General features: G+C 59.0%; 12 protein-coding genes and 1 tRNA gene. 4 read left to right on the plus strand and 9 right to left on the minus strand.

Features of this window, described 5'->3' with window-relative positions:
* Window positions 1-17: 17 nt before the first annotated feature.
* Window positions 18-1412: a dihydrolipoyl dehydrogenase gene (gene lpdA / locus FJE54_RS02100; protein ID WP_139651054.1), complete on the plus strand. Its 1395-nt coding sequence runs from the start codon at window positions 18-20 to the stop codon at window positions 1410-1412.
* A gap of 189 nt (window positions 1413-1601) precedes the next feature.
* Here the strand turns inward: lpdA and tsaD are convergent, their stop codons facing one another.
* The 5 genes from tsaD to FJE54_RS02125 form a co-directional block, all read right to left on the minus strand.
* Window positions 1602-4157 carry a tRNA (adenosine(37)-N6)-threonylcarbamoyltransferase complex transferase subunit TsaD gene (tsaD, locus tag FJE54_RS02105; protein WP_139651056.1) on the minus strand — a complete coding sequence of 852 codons (2556 nt, stop codon included), beginning with the start codon at window positions 4155-4157 and terminating at the stop codon, window positions 1602-1604.
* Between the two features lie 64 nt (window positions 4158-4221).
* Window positions 4222-4725 (minus strand): tRNA (adenosine(37)-N6)-threonylcarbamoyltransferase complex ATPase subunit type 1 TsaE, encoded by a 504-nt coding sequence (tsaE, locus tag FJE54_RS02110; RefSeq protein WP_139651058.1) that lies wholly within the window; start codon window positions 4723-4725, stop codon window positions 4222-4224.
* Between the two features lie 44 nt (window positions 4726-4769).
* Entirely contained in the window at window positions 4770-5936 is a 1167-nt protein-coding gene (locus FJE54_RS02115; RefSeq protein WP_139651060.1) for a phosphoglycerate dehydrogenase, read from the minus strand.
* Window positions 5937-6180: 244 nt separating this feature from the next.
* Window positions 6181-7242, minus strand: a complete 1062-nt coding sequence (locus FJE54_RS02120; RefSeq protein WP_139651062.1) for an NADH:flavin oxidoreductase — start codon at window positions 7240-7242, stop codon at window positions 6181-6183.
* Window positions 7243-7470: 228 nt separating this feature from the next.
* Window positions 7471-9153 carry an FAD-dependent oxidoreductase gene (locus tag FJE54_RS02125; RefSeq protein WP_139651064.1) on the minus strand — a complete coding sequence of 561 codons (1683 nt, stop codon included), beginning with the start codon at window positions 9151-9153 and terminating at the stop codon, window positions 7471-7473.
* A gap of 162 nt (window positions 9154-9315) precedes the next feature.
* Here FJE54_RS02125 and FJE54_RS02130 point away from each other — a divergent pair, with 162 nt between their 5' ends.
* The gene (locus FJE54_RS02130; protein WP_139651067.1) at window positions 9316-10860 is read left to right on the plus strand and encodes a response regulator transcription factor; all 1545 of its coding nucleotides are present in this window, start codon (window positions 9316-9318) and stop codon (window positions 10858-10860) included.
* A 123-nt stretch (window positions 10861-10983) separates the two neighbouring features.
* Here the strand turns inward: FJE54_RS02130 and FJE54_RS02135 are convergent, their stop codons facing one another.
* Entirely contained in the window at window positions 10984-12399 is a 1416-nt protein-coding gene (locus FJE54_RS02135) for a transporter substrate-binding domain-containing diguanylate cyclase (protein ID WP_180326506.1), read from the minus strand.
* A 307-nt stretch (window positions 12400-12706) separates the two neighbouring features.
* On the opposite strand from FJE54_RS02135, the gene FJE54_RS02140 reads away from it, so the two are divergent.
* Both FJE54_RS02140 and FJE54_RS02145 read left to right on the plus strand, forming a co-directional pair.
* A complete protein-coding gene (locus FJE54_RS02140; RefSeq protein WP_139651071.1) occupies window positions 12707-13306 on the plus strand; it encodes a YqhA family protein in 600 nt (199 codons plus the stop codon).
* 565 nt (window positions 13307-13871) lie between these two features.
* Window positions 13872-13958: transfer RNA gene (locus tag FJE54_RS02145), tRNA-Leu, on the plus strand.
* An 86-nt stretch (window positions 13959-14044) separates the two neighbouring features.
* Here the strand turns inward: FJE54_RS02145 and FJE54_RS02150 are convergent.
* The 3 genes from FJE54_RS02150 to FJE54_RS02160 are packed head-to-tail and all read right to left on the minus strand — an operon-like array spanning window position 14045 to window position 19301.
* Window positions 14045-15223, minus strand: coding sequence for a winged helix DNA-binding domain-containing protein (locus FJE54_RS02150; RefSeq protein ID WP_139651073.1), 1179 nt, complete (start codon window positions 15221-15223; stop codon window positions 14045-14047).
* A 52-nt stretch (window positions 15224-15275) separates the two neighbouring features.
* On the minus strand, window positions 15276-16517 hold the full coding sequence (locus FJE54_RS02155; RefSeq protein ID WP_139651075.1) for a hypothetical protein: 1242 nt from the start codon (window positions 16515-16517) through the stop codon (window positions 15276-15278).
* 57 nt (window positions 16518-16574) lie between these two features.
* Window positions 16575-19301, minus strand: a complete 2727-nt coding sequence (locus tag FJE54_RS02160) for an InlB B-repeat-containing protein (RefSeq protein ID WP_180326507.1) — start codon at window positions 19299-19301, stop codon at window positions 16575-16577.
* Window positions 19302-19499 lie beyond the last annotated feature (198 nt).

The raw sequence follows: 19499 nt of genomic DNA on the forward strand, positions 1-19499 counted from the left end.
ACCGAAAGGACAATCTCATGGCCCATCACGAACTCGTTATCATCGGCGCAGGCCCAGGCGGCAATGCGGTCGCACGTGAAGCTGCGCGCCACAACGTGGACACCGTTCTCATCGAGAAATCCGCACTCGGTGGCACGTGTCTCAATCGCGGGTGCATCCCCACGAAAACGATCCTGCACACGGCAAACCTCTTCCACGATGCCGCCAACGCACATGACATGGGTTTGCGCATCGAAAACGCTTCCATCGATTTCGACATACTGCGCTCCCGTAAAGAAGAAGTCGTCGAGCGCCAGAACCAGGGACTTGAAACCTCGTTCGACAAGCTCGGAATAACGGTGCTGTACGGTACGGCGTCGACTTCGGGACCCGACCGCATCGTCGTCGAGCTCGAAGACGGCACAACCGAAGAGCTTTCGGCTGACACCCTCGTCATTGCTACGGGCACGACCCCCGCCATGCCGCCGATCGACGGGATCGACCTTCCGGGCGTGTACGATTCCGACGAGATGCTCGATACGGTTCCCGAGCTCGACAGCCTCGTCATCGTGGGCGGCGGCTTCATCGGCATGGAGTACGCAGGCATCTACCTTTCGTTCGGCACGAAGGTCACCGTAATCGAGGCGGACGACCGCGTGCTTGCCACCATGGACAAAGAGCTTTCGCAGAGCCTTGCGATGGTCATGAAGAAACGCGGGTGCGATCTGGCGACCGGATCGCGCGTCAAGGCCATCGGGCAGACCGACAACGGCCGCCTATCGGTGTGCTACGAAGACGGATGCGGTGAGGCCCACACCGTCGAGGCAGCCGCCGTGCTGGTGGCAACCGGACGCGAGGCTTCGTTCGATGATCTGTTCATAGACGGATTCGAGCTCGATCTGGACCACGGCCATATTGCGGTCGACGACCATATGCGCACCTCGGTCGAAAACGTGTACGCCGTCGGCGACGCGACGAACGTGCAGCCGCAGCTGGCGCACTCCGCTTCCGCTCAAGGCACGATCGCCGCGAAGGCGATTTCAGGAGAACCGTGCGCGATCGACCTTGCCGTCGTTCCGTCATGCGTGTACACTACCCCCGAAATCGCAACCGTCGGCATAACGACGGCCGATGCAAAAGACGCAGGTTCAAGTTCCATCGGCAAGTACACGCTTGCGAGCAATGCGAAAACCGTGATCGCCGATCTGGACCGCAGCTTCATGAAGGTGATCGCCGACCAGGACGGAAAAGTTGTGGGAGCACATCTCATGTGCGGGCGCGCCACCGACATCATCGGCGAAGCAGCCTCCGCCATCGCAAACGGGCTCACGATCGAGCAGATGGAAGCCGTCATCCGTCCCCATCCCACCTTCGAGGAAGCGCTCACCGACGCGTTCGCCGCAACGCGGGCGAAGCGGGAGGCATGCGCCTAGCCCGAGCACCCGAAAGCCATCGGAGATTTTGGGAGCACAAGGGCAAGAGCACAAGGGGACGGTCCTTCTGAGGGGACACAGAGGGACGGTCCTTCTGTGTCGCGGATCCACCCTATTCATTCTGCGATGTTCGATGAAAACACAAAGAGAGGAACACAAAAGGACCGTCCCTTTGTGTCCTTTCCTCCTTTAGTACGGCTCGTCGATGTTTACGTGGGCATGCGCATCGGCATCGAGGCCGAAGAATTTCTTCGCGCGGAAGCGATCGAGCGCCACGAGCGCGATCATGCCTGCGTTGTCGGTGCACGCGCTCATCGGGGGGAGCGTCAGGCACACGCCGAGCTTCTCGCACAGCGCCGCGTATGCTGCGCGCAATGCAGGATTGGCCGCCACGCCGCCGCCGAGGCAGAACTCCTTCGCACCGGTAAGCTTGAGCGCCATCTCGGCCTTCGAAACCTGTACATCGATGACAGCCTGCTGAAACGACGCCGCCACATCGGCCTTGTTCACTACGCGCCCCGCCGCTTCCTCGTTGTGAAGATACGTAATGACGGCGGTTTTGAGACCGGAAAGCGAGAAGCGAAGATCCCCCGAGTGGAGCATTGCCCGCGGGAAATCGATGGCGGCGGGATCACCCTGGGCAGCGAGCTTCGAGATGACCGGCCCGCCCGGATACCCGAGGCCCATGGCCTTCGCCACCTTGTCGAACGCCTCGCCCACCGCGTCGTCGAGCGTCGAGCCCATCGTTTCGTACTCTCCCCACGCCTTCACGTGCACGAGCATGGTGTGGCCACCCGAAACAAGCGACACGACGAGCGGCGGCGTGATGTCGGGCGTGGCGATCTTGTTAGCGTAGATATGTCCTTCGAGATGGTTTACGCCGATGAACGGCACGTCGAGCGCCCACGCGGCCCCTTTCGCGAACGCAACGCCCACGACAAGCGCACCCACCAACCCCGGCGCATACGTGACCGCCACAGCAGACAGGTCGCGCCATCTGAGACGGGGTACCTCGAGCCGGGCGGCGGCGACATCGAGGCACTCGTCGGTCACACCGCAGATGGCTTCGATGTGCTTGCGGCTTGCGATCTCGGGAACCACACCGCCGAAACGCGCATGGAAATCGATCTGGGAAGCAACCACATCGGATACGAGCGAACCGCTTCCGTCGACGATGGCAGCAGCCGTTTCGTCGCACGACGTCTCGATGGCGAGAATGAGCGGCTGGGACGAGGCGAGGGCTTCCCCCACTGCGGCCGATGCGGCCGCAGACGCGGCTCCGTTCGCCAAAGCAGACGGCGAGGCGGCCGATGCGGCGAATGCGGATTCCGCAGCGGGCTCGACTCGGCAGGCGCCAGCGCTCTCGTGCACCATGAGTTCCATACCGGCAACATCGTGATGGTTAAGCGGCAAGGGGCCTTCCATGATGACGGCGTCTTCTCGGTCGGAATAGTATTTCGGCCTCGTGCCGAGGACCTCGAACCCGAGGGCGGCATACAGCGCCTGCGCTCCCTCGTTCGAGGCGCGCACCTCAAGCGAACAGCCCTTCGCCCCGAGATCGCGCGCATCGCTTGCCACCCGTGCAAGCAAGCCGCGGGCGATGCCGCGCCTGCGCGCCTCGGGAACGGTTGCGACCTTGAGTATCTGCACCTGTCCGTCGACGATCCAGCCGCCTGCGTAGCCCACCAGCTGATGAGACAAGGCATGCGACTCCGAAGCGCTCCCCCCCTTGGACGGCGCGAAGGCCGCCCACCACACGCGATCTTTGCGCGGAAGCTCGTCGAGCACGAGCGATTCGCTCCAGGCATCGGATCCCATAAGCTCCTGCTCCAGCCGGGCTACCGCCCCGGCATGGGCTGCGTCGAGCGGACGGTAGACGATACCGTTCTCATCGGCTTGCGCGTTCGCGATGGCAGAATCGTGCGCCGTCGCACGCTGGTCGCGCCGTATGCCCGCATCCTGCACGCCGGTGCGCAGGTTCTTCGGCTCGTTCTTGCTCAGACGGATGCGCTCGTTCTCTTCGGCATCTGACAACCTCGTGTATACGGGCAGGGCGAACGCGGGGTTGCCGAACGCCGCATCAAACGGGTCGATCGCGCCCTTGCGCCACGCCGCCTGGGCTGCGAGCAACAGGCCGTGCCCAGTCGGCGTCCACAGCGCCTCGTCGGCGAAGCGGCCGCACGCCTCGAACAGTTCGGCGTATTTCTTGAGCGCATCCCCCGCAATGACAGACGCAGACGGGGCGTTCGTAAGCCTCCCTGCTGCTACCTCCGCCTTGACCACGTTGTCCGCTTCGAGGCGCTCGATGCCCGCATCCGTCAGTTCGAACCGTACGGGGTACACCTCTTTGCGCATGGCATCTGCCACGACGACCGCAGACCCCCGCAGCCCCGCATCCTGCATATTCCATGCAAGGGCGTCGAGCGTCGAGATGCCGTACAGCGGCACTTCGAGTGCGGAAGCGATTCCCTTCGCCGTCGCCATGGCGATGCGCACCCCCGTGAACGATCCAGGGCCCCGTCCGCAGACGATGCACGCAAGCTGATCCCGGCCGATACGGTGCTCGGCAAGCAGGGCATCGATCCGGGGCAACAGCTGGGTATTCGAAGCACGATGCGCCTCGACTTCAACTGAAGCCACCTCGACGATGGCCAAATCATCGGCATCGAGCATGCCGAGTCCGATTGCGATAACCTCGTTTGCCGTATCGAACGCAAGGAGGTAAGAAGTGTTCTGTTCGTTCATGCTGCCTGTCTTCGTTTCTCAGGTTTCGCCGATTACGCGCCGATCATCACGCTCGCCGAAGCGGCTATTGAGTCTGCGCGAGACGCGATTTGGAATCTTTCGCCCACACGAACAGAAGGTTGCGCGAGCGCTCGCCGAACGAGTGCGCCTGCACGGTCCTGATGCCGCTGTCGTTAACCGTGATGTCTATTTCGAGATAGCCGTACGGCAGCGCATCGGGAAACTTCTCTCCCCATTCGATGAACGTCGCACCCGGTCCGTCGACCGTCTCGTAATACCCGATATCCTCGAGCTGATCGGAGCGATCGAGCCGATACAGATCGAAGTGGAACAGGGGCAGCTTGCCGTCCATATAGCTCAAAAGAATGTTGAACGTCGGGCTTGTAACCGGCCCCACAATGCCGAGGCCCGCGGCGACTCCTTGGACGAACTGCGTTTTACCCGCACCGAGATCGCCGTTGAGCACGATTACATCGCCCTCGCGCAGGTACGGAGCAAGCGTTGCCGCCAACTGCTTGGTCGCCTCGGTCGAGGTGGTCAGCCTTGAATATGTGAGTCCGTTTGCCATGGGTGCTATGATACGACAACCTGAACGCTTGCGCTACGGAACCGCTAGCACACCACGCGCACGCGGCGAACCCCCTCGATCGCCTGAAGCTTGGCGACAACCTCTTCGGGAGCGGGCTCGGAAAGATCGAGCAGCGTGTAGGCATGGTTGCCCTTCGACTTGTTCGTGAGGTTCTCGATGTTCACGCCGCTTGCTCCGAACACGTTCGTGATCTGGCTGACCGTATTGGGAACGTTCTCGTGGAACACAGCGACGCGACCTGCACCCTCGGGGCAGACGCCCATGTCACACGCCGGATAGTTCACCGAATTCACGATAGTGCCGTTCTCGATGTAGTCGACGAGTTCGCGTACCGCCATCATCGCGCAGTTGTCCTCGGCTTCAGCCGTCGACGCACCGAGGTGGGGCAGCACAATCGCGCCGTTCATCTTCATGACGTCGGGGGTAGCGAAATCGGTGATGTAGGCGTGCACCTTGCCCGACTCGAGCGCGGCAGCCATGGCTTCGTTGTTCACGAGCGTGTCGCGCGAGAAGTTCAAGAACACCGCACCGTCTTTCATAAGCGAGCAGGCCCGCTCATCGACCATGCCGATCGTCCCCTCGACCGCCGGCACGTGAATGGTGATGTAATCGCATTCGCGGAAAATGTCGTCGAGGTTGGTCACGTGATGCACGGAGCTCGCCATGCGCCATGCCGCCCCTACCGACACGTACGGATCGTAGCCGTACACGTCCATGCCGAGATCGATCGCCGTGTTGGCAACCTGCGCGCCGATGGCACCGAGGCCGATCACGCCGAGCTTTTTGCCGAGTATCTCGCGGCCCGCAAACGCCTTCTTGGCTTTCTCCACCGATTTCGCGATGTTCTCGTCGTCGGCGTTATCGCGGCACCACTCGATGCCCTCGACGATACCGCGGCTGCCAAGCAGAAGCGCGCAGATGACGATTTCCTTCACCGCATTCGCATTGGCACCCGGCGTGTTGAAGACGACGATACCCTCTTCGGCGCATCGATCGAGCGGAATGTTGTTTACGCCTGCACCCGCTCGGGCAATGGCGAGCAAACTCTCGGGGAATTCCATGTCGTGCATCGCGGCACTGCGCACCAAGACGCCTGTGGCCTTGCCAAACTCGTCGGTGAGCTCGTAGGAGCCGGGCAAAAGGTCGGTGCCGTAATTCGAAATGTTGTTCAAGCAATGGATGTACTGCATGGATTCTCCTTCGTGCGCGAATTATTGCGGTCGTACGCCCGAACGAACCAAGCGCATGGCCAAACGTCCCACTCATGAACGGTATGATACCTCAAAACGCAGGGCCAAAGACTTCGCGAACGAACAGCGGCCAAATTGAGCGCCTCACCGCGCACTGTGCAAAAAAGCCGATGCACCGCACGCGACCTGGTTGCTCAACCGAAGCGCTCCGCAAAGCAAGCCGCCGATAAGCGGACGCCTGAGCCTATGCGCTCGGCAGGATGCACCGATGACCGTACGTGGCATCGCAGCCGTTGCACGAGACGCATCGGGGAATCGCCTGCGTATCGGCACCCCATCGGCGCACGAGATCGGGTTCGCATATGAGCGGTCGGCACAACCCGAAACCGGAGACCGCCCCGCTCGCAGCCAGGCGCTCCATCGCCTCGAACCGGCGATTGCCGCCGGTAAGGATGATCGGAATGTCGACAACGTCAGCAAGCCGCTTCGCGTACTCAGCGAAGAAGGGCTCTCCGTCGAAGTCCTTCGTCCTGCACGACCGCCACGCGCCGCTCACCTCGACAGCATCGATTCCGCACCCTGCAAGCAACCGTACTGCCGCCAGGCTCTCGGCCTCGGTCAAGCCGCCGTCGATACCGTCGGAACTGTTGATCTTCACCATAATCGGAAAATCCGAACCAACGCATGCCCGAATCGCCTCAACGGCCTCCATAGCCAAACGCGCCCGATTCTCGACGGATCCGCCGTATGCGTCAGTGCGCCGATTGAAAAACGGGCTCAAAAACTGACTCAGCAGATACCCGTGCGCCGCATGCAGCTCAACCCCGTCGAAGCCCGCTTCGCACGCCCGCCGTCCTGCGGCGGCGAACGCCTCGACAAGCGCCTCGATGTCTCGCAGGCTCGCCTCAACGGGTACGATACCCGTTTTCGGGTTAGCGAGTGCCGAGGGGCCGAGGATGCGCTTGCTCGGAGGATCGAGCTTGCTTCCCGAGCCTCCGTAGACGATCTGCAAAACGATGCGCGTCCCGTGCGCATGCACGGCATCGACGAGTTCGCGGTATTCGGGCACGAACGAATCATCGTAGATGCCCATCATGTTCGGGTTCGGATGCTCGTCGGCCATCACGTACGCGTACCCGGTGATGATGGTTCCCGCACCACCCTCGGCAAGCGCTTCGTAAATCGCGAGCAGTTCGGGTGTGAGGTGGCCGTCATCGGTGGCGAGCGCCTCGTAGGTTGCCGCGCGCACAAACCGGTTCTTCGCCCGCAAAGACCCGATCGACAGCTCTCCGAATAGATGGTTCATAGCTCACCACTTCCAACACCGCCCAAAACATGCCGAACGTACCGGCTGCACTATGATAGCGCACGCCGCGCTTTGCCAAAACAAGCAGGAATGTGTTCTTGAATTCTTACTTCGAATTCTTACAGAATATCTCGCTCAAGGAAAACCTAGTCGCACTTCGCTGAAAAGTCCGCTGCACAGCTTCACGCCGTGCAGCGGACTCAATACTTCGTTTGGTGCAACAGATCGCTACGCACCCACCGCCCGTTCAGCGGCGAATTGACCCGCGCGACGTCCGCCCGTACATGCTCGCCCATGGCTTACTCCCGAAATAGTAATCGGGTAGTCGTCGAAGAAGAAGCTTCCCGAGCAATTGCCTGCTGCCCATAGTCCTTCGATCGGATTCTTATCGCCATCAAGCACCTGCTGGTATTCGTTTATTTCCAGACCCCCGAGCGTAATCAGGAGTGTTGTACCCGAATGCACAGCATAAAACGGCGGCTCGGTGATCGAGCTCAGGCATTGCGCGCGTTTGCCGAAATCGGTATCGACTCCCGCCGCACACAGCTCGTTATAATGCCCTATCGTCGCCTTAGCAGTCTTTTGGTCGATGCCTTCCATCTTCGCCAGCAGTCCGTCGATCGTATCGGCCGATAGAATCTGCCCCCCTTCGATAAACTGCTGTACTTCTTCGGGGTTGTGAAGCGGCGAGCGGAAATCCTTGCACACAACCATGCCCATAGCCGGCCCGTCGGTCTCCCATTTCGCATCCCATATAACCCACTTCATATGACGCGGCTGGGCATTGTGGGCACGGCAGACGTATGCGTAGGGCATGTCCTCGTTGCAGAAGCGCTCGCCGAAATCGTTCAGGTATAACCACGGCTGACGCGTCAAGGGAATCGAGGGCATATGCTCAAGCCCTTCGACACCCTCGTCGAAATACATTGGGCAATGGGGAGCGGGATCGATCGAAGCCCCCACCCATGCGCCCATGCGGATTCCATCGCCCGTATTGTGGGCGGGCGTCGTGATATTGTATACGTCTTCTTCGTGATGGGGAACGAACGCATCCATCATCTCGGTATCGGCTCCGTAACCGCCCGCAGCAAGCACCACGCTCTTCGCATCGATCTGCGCGTACCGGGATCCGTCTTTGTAGATGACACCGGTTATCGGCCCGTCCCCCTCGCGCACCAACTGCTCAGCTGTTACGTTGAAACGAATCTCCACCCCAAGTTCTTCGGCGTAAGCGGTAAATGCCTTTGCCCATCCGATGGCAAATGGCGGTTCATAACCCGCTTCGGCCCCCTCAGCTATAAGCTCTTCGGTCGGAACGATTTGGAACGCATCGGTCGCGAAGTGCTCGTACCACGCATCGGGGATGACTTGCATTTCCTCAGGCATGGGCGCAACGGTCACGCCATGGCTTGAAAGCATATTCGCAGCCCAGTCGAGCGCCTCGGCTGAATGATCCACCCACGCCTTCACCACACGATAATCACCCCGATGGCCTCCCCAACGAAGCACTTCTTGCAACACGTCTTCCTTGCGCGAAGTAAGGTCGATGCCAGCCTCTTTCTGCAAAGTTCCTCCGATAGCCCCATAGTCGATGCCACGGAAATTCGCAATACCCGTCTTTTCAAGAACGAGAACGCTCGCCCCCTTCTCCGCTGCCGAACAAGCTGCAGAAAGACCCGCCATGCCAGCGCCTACCACGACAACGTCGACAGTCTCCCTGCTTTCGGTCTCACCAATCGCCTCGGGCTCCGTTTCCCATGAATACGTTTTCGTTCCAGCTTTCGCGTCAGCTACCGCCTGGGATTCCTGCGGTGCGCATCCAGCGAGGCTTGCGCCCGCCACAGCAGCCATCGATGCGGCGCCCAATCCCAAAAAGCTGCGCCTACTCAAACTCCTTCTTGTCTCTTCCATGAAACCCCTCCGATCATCGGTTCAATCATGGTTTAAGCTTGGCATCAATACGGGGTTTTACCATCGATGCGAAGTGTGTATTCGCAGGAAAATGCATCGGTAAAAAGCAACGATTGACCCGATTTCGCCGCTATGCGACTATAAAACCGATGGAGGTGCACAATGCTAGCCACATGGTGGGACAATCTACAGGAAAGCTGCGACACACGCATGATGGCGGGTACGGCCACTGCAGTTTGCTGGCTGCTCTTGCTTGCCGTTTCGCCGGTGTTCTCAGCGGCCCCGACACTCATTGCCCAAGGCATATCCTGGCGACTCGTCGCAGTCGCCTGCACCGCGATCCTGTTTTCGGTATCGCTCCTCGCAGCAAAAAGGTTTGGAGGCTCCAGAAATCTGCGATTCACCGTACCGGTCATTGCGGGTTGTGCCGCTGCGTTTTTCGGAGTATTGCTTCACCGCTTCGCATCTCACCAGTTCATGGACGACCTCGGAGCAGCTTTCGTCGCTTTCGGGGTTGTAGCGCTTTGCTTTGGCTGGGCCCTGCCTTTTTCAGAGATTCGATTGAGAAAACGCGTCGTGGCCTCAGCTGCCGGCGCCATCTGCGGCTGCGTACTTTACTTTTGCATTGTTGCCGTTCCCCAACCTTTCGCACTGTTTATCGGAGCGTGCTTGCCCATCGCTTCGGCAATGTGCTGGATCGCGCTGCGCTCGAAACAGGCAGAACCCGAAGGCGTTCGATCCGACGCAGAGTCGGCCACAGCCACGCCGCATTCAAGCGAGATGACCAAACAGGAACAGGAACATCCAACGAAGTTTGCGCGCCCTAACTGCAGCACCTTTCTTCATCCGTACGGGCGAGAGCTTTCTGCGGCAATAGGCCTCTATGGAATGCTTTTCGTCTTGGCTGGCCACGTACTTCCTGAAACAGAATCCGTGTGGGTTTTATCGGTGGTGCCGGGCGTTATCAACGTCGGCGCGTTCTTCCTTATCGAAATTGCACTTTCGGTGTACATGGTTAAGAGAATCCACCGGGAAAACCCCGTTGTCGCTTATCGCCCCGCTACAATTCTCGTAGCTGTAGCGTTTTTTTTCTTACCGTTTGCAAGCCCCGAAATCGCTCTTTTTTGCATGGCCATCGCGTTTGCAGGATTCGGAAGCTTCATGGTCTTCTTTTGGATCGTCATGGGAAACATCACGCAAAAATGGAAGCTGCCGTTTCTGCGCGTGTACGCGCAGGGATTTCTCACCCTGCTGGCAGGTATCGCCGTCGGGGAGCTTATCGCTTGGTTTCTGACCTCGATACGGCAGCCCGGCTTTGATTACGTCGCAACACTCAGCATTGTTTCTCTGTTTTTGCTCGTTGCAATGGCGTGGCAAATGTCGGACGGATCGCGGTTTGCCAACGAGACGAAGGAAATGGGAGGCCAGTATTTCGATTTCGACATACAGGGGTCGTCTGGAGAAAAAGGGCCTTCTTACAAAATGTCCACTTTGGATACCATTGCACATTCGTACCGCCTTTCACCCCGTGAAACCGAAGTCCTTGAATTGCTGCTCAAGGGGCGGAGCATCCCCTATATTTGCGATGAGCTGTTCATTGCAAAAAGCACCGCACAAACCCATGTGCGCCATATTTACTCGAAAATGGAGATCACCGGCGGTAGGCAGGAACTCATCGATCGCATAGAGAAGAGCGGTGAGTACTAACCCGGTTCGATGAACTTGCCGTACGTGCTTCGGCCGCTCCCGGGCATCGATCGTACGAGTGGCGGGTTCAACGCCATCGACCGCTAACGGCTTTTTACCTTGCTCGTCTGCACAACGCCTCCCTTACCCGTCGATAGAAGCGCATCCTTTGCCGCCTTCTTTGCCGTGGTAGAGCGCAGCATCGGCGCGACGGTACAAATCGTCGTAATCTTCTCCGGGGCGCGCGCTTGCGATGCCCACGCTCGCCGTCACCTCATCGGCGATCGTTTCGACTTCGGCTACGTGCGCAGATACGGCATGCAACAGCGCATCGGCTCGCTTTTCGATCGCTGCAAGGCTGTCTTCCTCCCAATACGCGAGAAATTCATCGCCTCCCATGCGCGCTGCGTACTCGCCCTTTCCGCATGCAGCCTTCAGCGCTGCAGAAACCGCTTTCAAAGCGCGGTCGCCCTCGAAATGGCCGTAGGTATCGTTCACTTGCTTGAAATCATCGATATCGAGTATCAGAAGGCAGCATACGGCACCATGCTCGCTGCGACGCAGCTTCGACAGCACCTTTCGGCGAAACGTCGCCGCATTGAGCATTTGCGTGAGCGGATCATGGCTCGCCGCGCGCGAGCGCGTGAAGGCGATAAACCCGAGCGCTGCCACCACAACGAGAAGCGGCACCGATACGATCAGAGCGAATGCGGTCGGATATTGGCTGATAAGCTCCCGAAACGTGAAGGTGCGGTTCGAATACGTGTGATCGTAGACGAGGGATATCACATCTCGGGCTGGAATCGATTCGATCGCCTTGTCGAGAAGGGCCAATACCTGCTCGTCATGCGGTTCCCTGAGAGCAAAACACAGGTTCACGTTCTGAAAGCTTGCGTCGACCGTAAGCACGTTGCTATAGGATCCGTTGTCCAAAACCAACGGTATCACATGCGAATTCTCGTATGTATACACAGCATCGCCCCTGTCTACAGCAGCAAGGCAATCAGCTGCTGTCAAATACGAGAGCACCGTATACCCCAGCGACTCGTACTGTTCGACGCGGTCGAAGGTAACCGCCATGGGCATTTCGGACGACAGATCGCTGTACGCATACGACGCGTTAAACGCTACTACCGCCCGCGTGATGCTGTACGGCTCGCTCAAAGCAAATCCGAATTCCCCGCTCGCTCCCTCGACGTCCTCGCATCCTGCAATAAAGTCGAGCTGTAAGTCTTTGGCTTGCTGAAGGAGGGCATCGCTGCTTTCGAGCATAACGTATTCGAACGTCAACCCCGTTTCACGAGCAATGCGATCGAGCACATCGCGCGTGACCCCGGCAACTTGGCCAGACGCATCGAGGTAGCTCATCGGCTCGCGACCGGGCAGCACGCCCACACGCAACGGAGGCGTTGCAAAAGCCAAAGCCCGTTCTTCTGCGGTGAGTTGCAAGTCTTTCGAGCCATGCGTCGCCTGCTGAGCCGTATCGTTGGTTGCAGCCGACGCAGCTTCAGACCCTTCAGCATAGGCGGCGCCGATGCCGAAGATCTGTACGGTAGGCATTGCGCAGAGGCTGAGCAACACAGCAAAAGCGACCACCAGAAGCATGCGAAGAACCGTGCCGAATCCCGAGGACCTCGTCGCCTTGGAGCAACGTCGTGCATCAGACGTGCGATATTGCGAAAAAAGAGTTCTCACCCAGGTCTGCTCCCTGCCCATTCGTATGATACGTTCCGTACCCCATACCTGAGTGTACCACGTATAGTTATGCTTGCGCGCTTCCCTCGAAGAAAACCGAACCCCGCCGTTGCAATCTTCGAACTATAGTATCCTGTCAGTTCGCACACGACCGACAAGGAGCAGAGGCCCCATGCCGCACGAAACAATCCCAACTGCCGACACGAACGATTCCGTATCCGATTCACCGAGAACCTACGACGAAGAAGTATCGTTTCCCGAGGGACTGAGCCAGAAGGATTACGCCAAGAAAGCGGCGCGAAAAACCAAGCGGGGTGACCTCATTGTAGGATGGTCGCGCTTCATTGCGATAGGCCCCGTGCTGGGCTTACTGCTCGGTGCCATCGTGCTTACCGTCATTTCTCTTCTGACCACAGGGCATGTGGTCATCGAAACGATCCAGGGCACCCTCGACACCAAAGGGCTCCTCGTCGAATTCGTCGAGCTAGCCGATATATTCCTGCTCGCCGTCGTGCTATACGTGATGGCACTCGGCTTGTACTCGCTTTTCATCTCCGACGATCTGCCTCTTCCCCATTGGCTCGAGTTCCACACGCTCAACGATCTTAAGGAAAAGCTCATCGCCATCGTCGGTGTAGCGCTCGCCGTATACTTCTTCGGCCGTGTTGTCGGGGGAGATACGCCGACCAATGTACTGCTTGAAGGCGTCGGCATCTCGGCGGTCATCATCGCGCTCGCCTACTTCATGAAAAACGTACTGAAAAAGAAATAGGGCTCGACCGCCTACAACCCAACGACCGCAGCGCTTCCGAGGGTCGCATTGCGGGAACATCCCGATGCCCGAAAAGCGCACTGTGGACCCTCGTTTGACACCGACATATTTAGGGAATGTACACCCTACGTCGTTTTGCGATAAAAGAGACGGCTGATTTGCCTTCGTTCAAAGTGTTTCGCCTGGTCGCAAAAAACCGATGCTTCTGAAACAGGGAATAATCGTCGCAAAACGACGTAGGGTGTACATTCCCTAATTCGCCTCGCCTTGAAACGGAGCCCCCCCCGGATTGCGACGCAACGGCCATCCTGCAGGGTTCGAATTGGCTTTCTGCACCTTTCTCGCTGGATGTTGTGCGACGATCGCGCGGCTTAGTTCGGTTTTGTTCTGTGCGGCTTTATTCGGCGTCGCTCGATTTTCGCTTGGTTTCGTGCGGTTTTATTCGATTTCGGTCGGTTTTGTGCGGTTTTGTCCGGTTTCGCTGGGATTCAAACTCGTCCTTGCATTGGTCCGTGGGGTCATGTATCATTTTTTCTTGCTTTCGACTCAGGTCGGAACGCATAATGCGGGTGTGGCGGAATTGGCAGACGCGTACGGTTCAGGTCCGTATGAGAGCAATCTCGTGAAGGTTCAAGTCCTTTCACCCGCACCACTAACGGCTGGTCACCTTTTGGTGGGCAGCCGTTAGTGATTCTGGGCTCGGGTGTCGCCGTTTCTTTGCCTCGCGATTCGCTTCGATCACCGACGAATGCCGAGAAGCTCGCGCCCCCGAAAGGCTGCATACTCCTCGATAAGACAGGTCAAATCTCGCTCGTCGAAGCGATCGCCCCATGCAGACACCGTGACTTCGATGCCCTTTGCCTTCGCCTTGCTTGTCCACACGCCGACCACCTCGCCTCGGTGCACGAGAGCGCCAGGGTTCGCGACGGTCTTCCATATGCGCGTATGCAGCGACGTATCAGGCTGAAGGATCGCGCGATCGCGCTGATCGAGGTACGGATCGTGCGGCCCGAGCAGCAGAAGCTCGCGCTTCAAAGATGCCGGGGCAAAAAGCGCCTCGCGGTCGGCGGCCAAGATGAACGCCTTCTTTCCCCGCACACCCACCGGCTTCGTTTCTTCAGCCACCGTCGCCCACATGCGGCGCGCCTGCTTACCCGAGCAGCCGAGCCAGCTCGCAAAGGCATCGGGCGTCGTCGGGCCGTAGCAGTGCAGAAACGCGCGAGCGAGCAGTTTTGCCGCATCGTCGCCGGCGCAAAGTTCGCTGCCAAGCCAATGCTTGTAGGACGTAAACGTGGGGCTTGCTCCCTCGCGCTTCCCGAATACCACGAGGCCGCAAAACGAGCACGGTCGCAGCAGAAACGACACAGCGGCACCCCCGACCGTCTGCGTATCGGGGCTTCCGTACATCGAGGGATCGTTCCATCGCTTGCGCGTATCGGCAGGCAACAGGGGAGCCACCCACGAGGCCAGCGTCTGATCGAGTGCCGTTTTGCTTGCGATGGTGCACTCGTCCAAATTCGGCATTACCCGCAGGAGAAGCTCAAACAGCTCGTCGAACCTCATCTGAAGATGATCGAGGGCAAGCGTTATGCCCCGCGTATAGATCCACGGTTCATCCCCTTGGGGAACCAGCGCCGTCAGAAACGAAGCGGCATCTCGGACGGGAAACACAATGGGCGCACCCCGGAAGCTCCACGCTTGGACAAGCTCCTTATCTCGGAGCAGCAACCGATCGAGCTCCGCCGCATCGCACGAGGGCACGCGATTGTACAACGCCGTTTCCCACGCTTTGGGAGGCGAGTTCTGCAGCCCGCAAGCACCTGCCGCACCCACAGCATCCGTCAGCGGATACGCCATATCGAGGTGGTGGGAATGCAACCTAAAACGCCGTATCTGTTCGACGCCTACCTCGTCCATGGGCCCGCCTCCTGCCATGCGCTCGATCGACGAGCACGCACACGCGTTGTGCCTAGCTCGACTTCCTCATAGTATGGCGCATGAAAAGACCCGCTGCACCGCCGATTCCGCCGAGAGACGCCAGCATGCCGACAACTGCAGCAAAAGGATCGCCTGTCGCGGAAAGCGAGGAGCTCTCAGCAGAAGCGCCCGTTGCCCTACCGCCAGCCGCAGGGGCATGGGAGTCCGCCGCAGACGGGCCGTTCGGAACCGCACCCGACGAGTCGTTCCCTGGTGCGTCGCTTGGATCGTCGGGATTGCCCGACGAATTGTCGGGCGGCGCGGAAAGGGCCTCGTATCGAGCAGCTACGATCATGTCGCGCGAAACGCGGTCGAACACGCCGTCCCATCCGAGAAATTCGTATCCGGGCACTTCGGGAACCGCAGGAGCTTGTGCGGGTTGAAACAGACGCACGTGCTCGGCTTTCAGCACTTCGCCATCGAAACCGACGAAGGTGACCGATCTTGTGGCGGTATAGTACACCGTACCGTCCTGCTCGAGGTGCCCCACCTTCTCGCCGTCCGAGTACACATCTATGGTTGCGTTTGCCACGATGCGATTGGTCGCCGAGATCAGCTCGTCGATTCCCGCCGTCCCAAACGGGACGACCACAGACGTCGCTACAGCCGCACTTCCAATCGAGTAGCCGTTCATCCAAACAGGATCGACCGCATTCACATGCGATAGGTCGAGCGTGCCTCCAAAAACGGTAATCGCCCTTGCCTGCGCGCCGGGGCCCAACACCAAGGTCCCGCCCTTCCAGACCGTCACGTTACCGATAGACGAGGTGAGCGAAACCGTTGCCTCGGTAATATCGGCTCCTCCCGTGCACGAACCGATCGTGACGCTTCCCGGGCCCCGCACTACCGTATCGCGAGCGCTATCGAGAGTTTGTATCGCGTTGTTGTCGCCATTCAGCCACAGCGTCGTGGATCTTTCGTCGGTAAGGGATTCGATCGAAACGCCCGACTCGAAGGTAACACGTGAGACGCCTGCTTCGATATGGATATCGTTTCCCTCATCATCCGCCGCACTGGCTCCGTCCATCCCAAGTACGGTAACGCCATCGGACGAGATGACGAGCTTACCGTTTTCGTAGACATAGCCGCCTTCGGGTCCCTCGACCGTGAAAGGCCCCGCATCGACAGGCTCGGCAGCCTCGGCCCGAAGCGGCATCGACACACAAAGCGCTGTCAAGGCAAGCATTGCGCACGCTATCGTTTTCGCACCAACCGTACGGACGGTTTCGTTCACGGCGGATCATCCCTTTCGTCGATTCGCCCTCATCGTACCGTCCGGACGGGTTATTGCTTAATTCGTTACGTTATTATCACGCATGCGATATCTCGCGGTTACCGATACGAGCACCACAGCAGCCATGGCAGCAAGCACAGCAGCCACGATCGGCGCAGGACCGTCTCCCGTTCGGGCAAGTGCCTTGCCCGTGTCAATCGGCTTCGGGTCAGTCGGTTTCGGATCGACGGGATCGGGGTCGGGATCGATCGGCCCGGGTGGCACGGGGTCGTCTGCAACCCATTTCGCGTACAGCGTCATGTCGCCCATCACCAGATCGGCGAAATCCCACTTCGTCGAAAGCGCCTCGTCTGCGTACCAGCCCTCGAGTGTATGGCCTTCGAGCACAGGTTTTTCGGCACCCGACGGCTCGATCGCCGCAGTGGCGCGTGCCACCGTCTGATCGGCCGGTTTGGGCGCTCCGCCGTTCGGCTCGAATTGAACAAGATAGGTAACCGTATCCTGTGGCTTGATGCCCGCAAGCAGCACGACGTTGTGCGAAGAGCCCTCAGGACCTACAACTACCTTCTCCCCCGCTGCATTCGCCGTGCGCGTTGCCGTGATCTCGAGGCCTGATTCGGCGCTTCCGGTACCCGACGTCGTATACACGCCGGTATCGTGCGCGGCGAAAAGCACCTGGGGATGGTTCACAGACCACGCGTAGTTCGACGGCTTGACCATATGCCAACTGCCCGCATACGGGTTGAAAGCATCGTTCGCATTGTCGGCGAGCGCGTCGCTCACCGGGATGCTGTAGCACTCGGTCACCGTACCGCCGTTGGCTTTGATCTCGTTTTTCCCAACCTCGTAGTTCGAAATGTCGATGGCAGCCACGTCGTTCGCATCAGGCGAATAGACGTCGACAAGGCGCGATGTTCCCACGACCTCAGAACCCGACGAAGACTCGACCGAACCGGCGAGCGCGATACCCGCCACATCGCCAACAGCCGCTATGTCGGATCCATTGCTCGCATAGATGCGCGTGCTATCGTAGTCGTCTTCGCCGCTATTCCGAACGGTGTACGGATCGGGCGGGTCGGGCTGCTCATAGCAGGCGCTCAGCCAGCCGTATGTCGCACCGTCAGCCTTAATCGAGGTAGCGTCCACAAACACCTTGCCAGGATGGCTCAGGATAGCCGCCGTGGGATACGTGACGGGCGTCGAGAGAAGCGCGAACTCACTTTCCGCGGGTCTTCCCGACGCAGAGGTATCGAACGCGCTGTTCGTGAACTCGAACCGCTCGCCGTCGATCTCCAAACCCACATCGGTGCCGTTCGCGACGATGGTCGCGTTGTCGACGATGCCGACAGGCTGCTCTTCTTCAGCTTCGAGCGTTGCATAGGTCGGAACCGGCGCCATCATGAGCGAGAGCAGCATACCCGTCGATTCCTTGCTCACCATATCAGCCGAGACCTTCGTGTTAACGATATGCGGTCCGCGGAATATTGCCCCCTTCCACCCCCATTCTTCGGGAGTTCCCGCCGATACGGTTACGGAGGGAACCTCTTTGCCCACACCGAATATCTCGGTCCTTCGTGCAACCTCGATTCCCATATCGCCGGACACGATGTCAATGGTAGCGCTGCTCCGATTGGCTTCATCGCCGATCAGAAGCGTTTCCGCAAACATGCCCTGGAGGTCCGTTTCAATGTCGATTGAACCTGAAGCACCGAGAACCGCTTCGTTAACGTTGATGCCTAAGCCCTGAGACAAACTCATCGTGATGGAGCCGCCATCGAGAGAGAGCCTGCTCGGCGCATACCCCACAATGCCGCTCGCATACGAGCCGTCAGTTGAGGCCATGGTGACGGATGCGTCTTTTATCGCGAACTCCGTAAAATTGAGCCGGAGCATTGTGCCGCCCGTCTCTCCACCGTCGGCAGAAACCGTAACGCTTCCGCCTCCGTCCACACGCGAGGTGGGAAGAATCCATTCTTCGGCTTCGGTATCCCAGTCAGCAAGATGCCCCGCGTCGATCATTATCATCGAGGACAGGTACGAAGCGCCGCTTACCTGCACGTCGATCGCACCGCCTTGAACCATCAATACGCCGTACACGCCTATCAAATGGTCGATGTACTCATCACCGATTGAGGTCAACGTCGACTTCAAAGTTCCTAAAACCGTCAAGTCGATGCAGTCGAGGGGACCGCTGAACTCAACGACGGAATCTGAAGCGATAATGACGCTCAAGCCGAAAAGCGTCCAATCGTGCTGATCCCAATCCATAAGCTGGGCACCTGCAAGCGTGCCGCTTCCGTTGATGGTGAGCGTTCCCTCGATGCCAGGCTCCAAGGCAAGTTTAGTGTTACCATCGAACGCCCCCGAGCCAGACGTTGCCCCTGATAAGGTAAACGTACCGTCAGATGAAAGAGAAAGCGTTGAGTCGCCCGATTGATCGATGACGATCTCAGAAACGGCCTCCGTCTCATCCGTGCGTGTTTCTACCGCCGACGGCACCTCGCCTTGGGCGGCATTCTGGCTAGCGGTACCGTCCTGAGCACCCTCGCCGTTCGCCAGCCCCCGTTGAGGCGCATCGGTGTCGTTGCCTTCGAAATCACCATCACCAGAACCGGCTTCCTCGCCCCTGGAGTCCGAAGGGGTTTGGGTTTGCTGCACGTTTGGTTGTGTATCGGCCCCCAGGGCAACTCCCTCGGCAAGCGCCGCCATCGGCAGCGCGGCTGCCAAGAACAATGCCAGCACCGCGGCAATCACCGCACGCGGAAACGTAGTCACGATCCTCATAGAGTTCCCTCCTTGCATGCCCGCATTTCGCAGACGCGCACCACTGAGTACGACAGATGTAAAAGAGAATACGTTATGTAACGTATATTTGTAACTTATTCCACAAATTAAATGTAACATCATACTTATTTGGGAGATGAGCGGTAGCAATTGAACGGGGTAACGGGATCGGACTGCGTTGTAGTGGTTTACGCTGCG

This window comes from Raoultibacter phocaeensis, assembly GCF_901411515.1.
GTDB lineage: Bacteria > Actinomycetota > Coriobacteriia > Coriobacteriales > Eggerthellaceae > Raoultibacter > Raoultibacter phocaeensis.

Coding starts and splice junctions, on each gene's coding strand:
- FJE54_RS02115 (WP_139651060.1), bottom strand. CDS start 5,936: ATGCAGTACATCCATTGCTTGAACAACATTTCGAATTACGGCACCGAC.
- FJE54_RS02125 (WP_139651064.1), bottom strand. CDS start 9,153: ATGGAAGAGACAAGAAGGAGTTTGAGTAGGCGCAGCTTTTTGGGATTG.
- FJE54_RS02160 (WP_180326507.1), bottom strand. CDS start 19,301: ATGAGGATCGTGACTACGTTTCCGCGTGCGGTGATTGCCGCGGTGCTG.
- FJE54_RS02120 (WP_139651062.1), bottom strand. CDS start 7,242: ATGAACCATCTATTCGGAGAGCTGTCGATCGGGTCTTTGCGGGCGAAG.
- tsaE (WP_139651058.1), bottom strand. CDS start 4,725: ATGGCAAACGGACTCACATATTCAAGGCTGACCACCTCGACCGAGGCG.
- lpdA (WP_139651054.1), top strand. CDS start 18: ATGGCCCATCACGAACTCGTTATCATCGGCGCAGGCCCAGGCGGCAAT.
- FJE54_RS02140 (WP_139651071.1), top strand. CDS start 12,707: ATGCCGCACGAAACAATCCCAACTGCCGACACGAACGATTCCGTATCC.
- FJE54_RS02150 (WP_139651073.1), bottom strand. CDS start 15,223: ATGGACGAGGTAGGCGTCGAACAGATACGGCGTTTTAGGTTGCATTCC.
- FJE54_RS02135 (WP_180326506.1), bottom strand. CDS start 12,399: ATGCCTACCGTACAGATCTTCGGCATCGGCGCCGCCTATGCTGAAGGG.
- FJE54_RS02130 (WP_139651067.1), top strand. CDS start 9,316: ATGCTAGCCACATGGTGGGACAATCTACAGGAAAGCTGCGACACACGC.
- tsaD (WP_139651056.1), bottom strand. CDS start 4,157: ATGAACGAACAGAACACTTCTTACCTCCTTGCGTTCGATACGGCAAAC.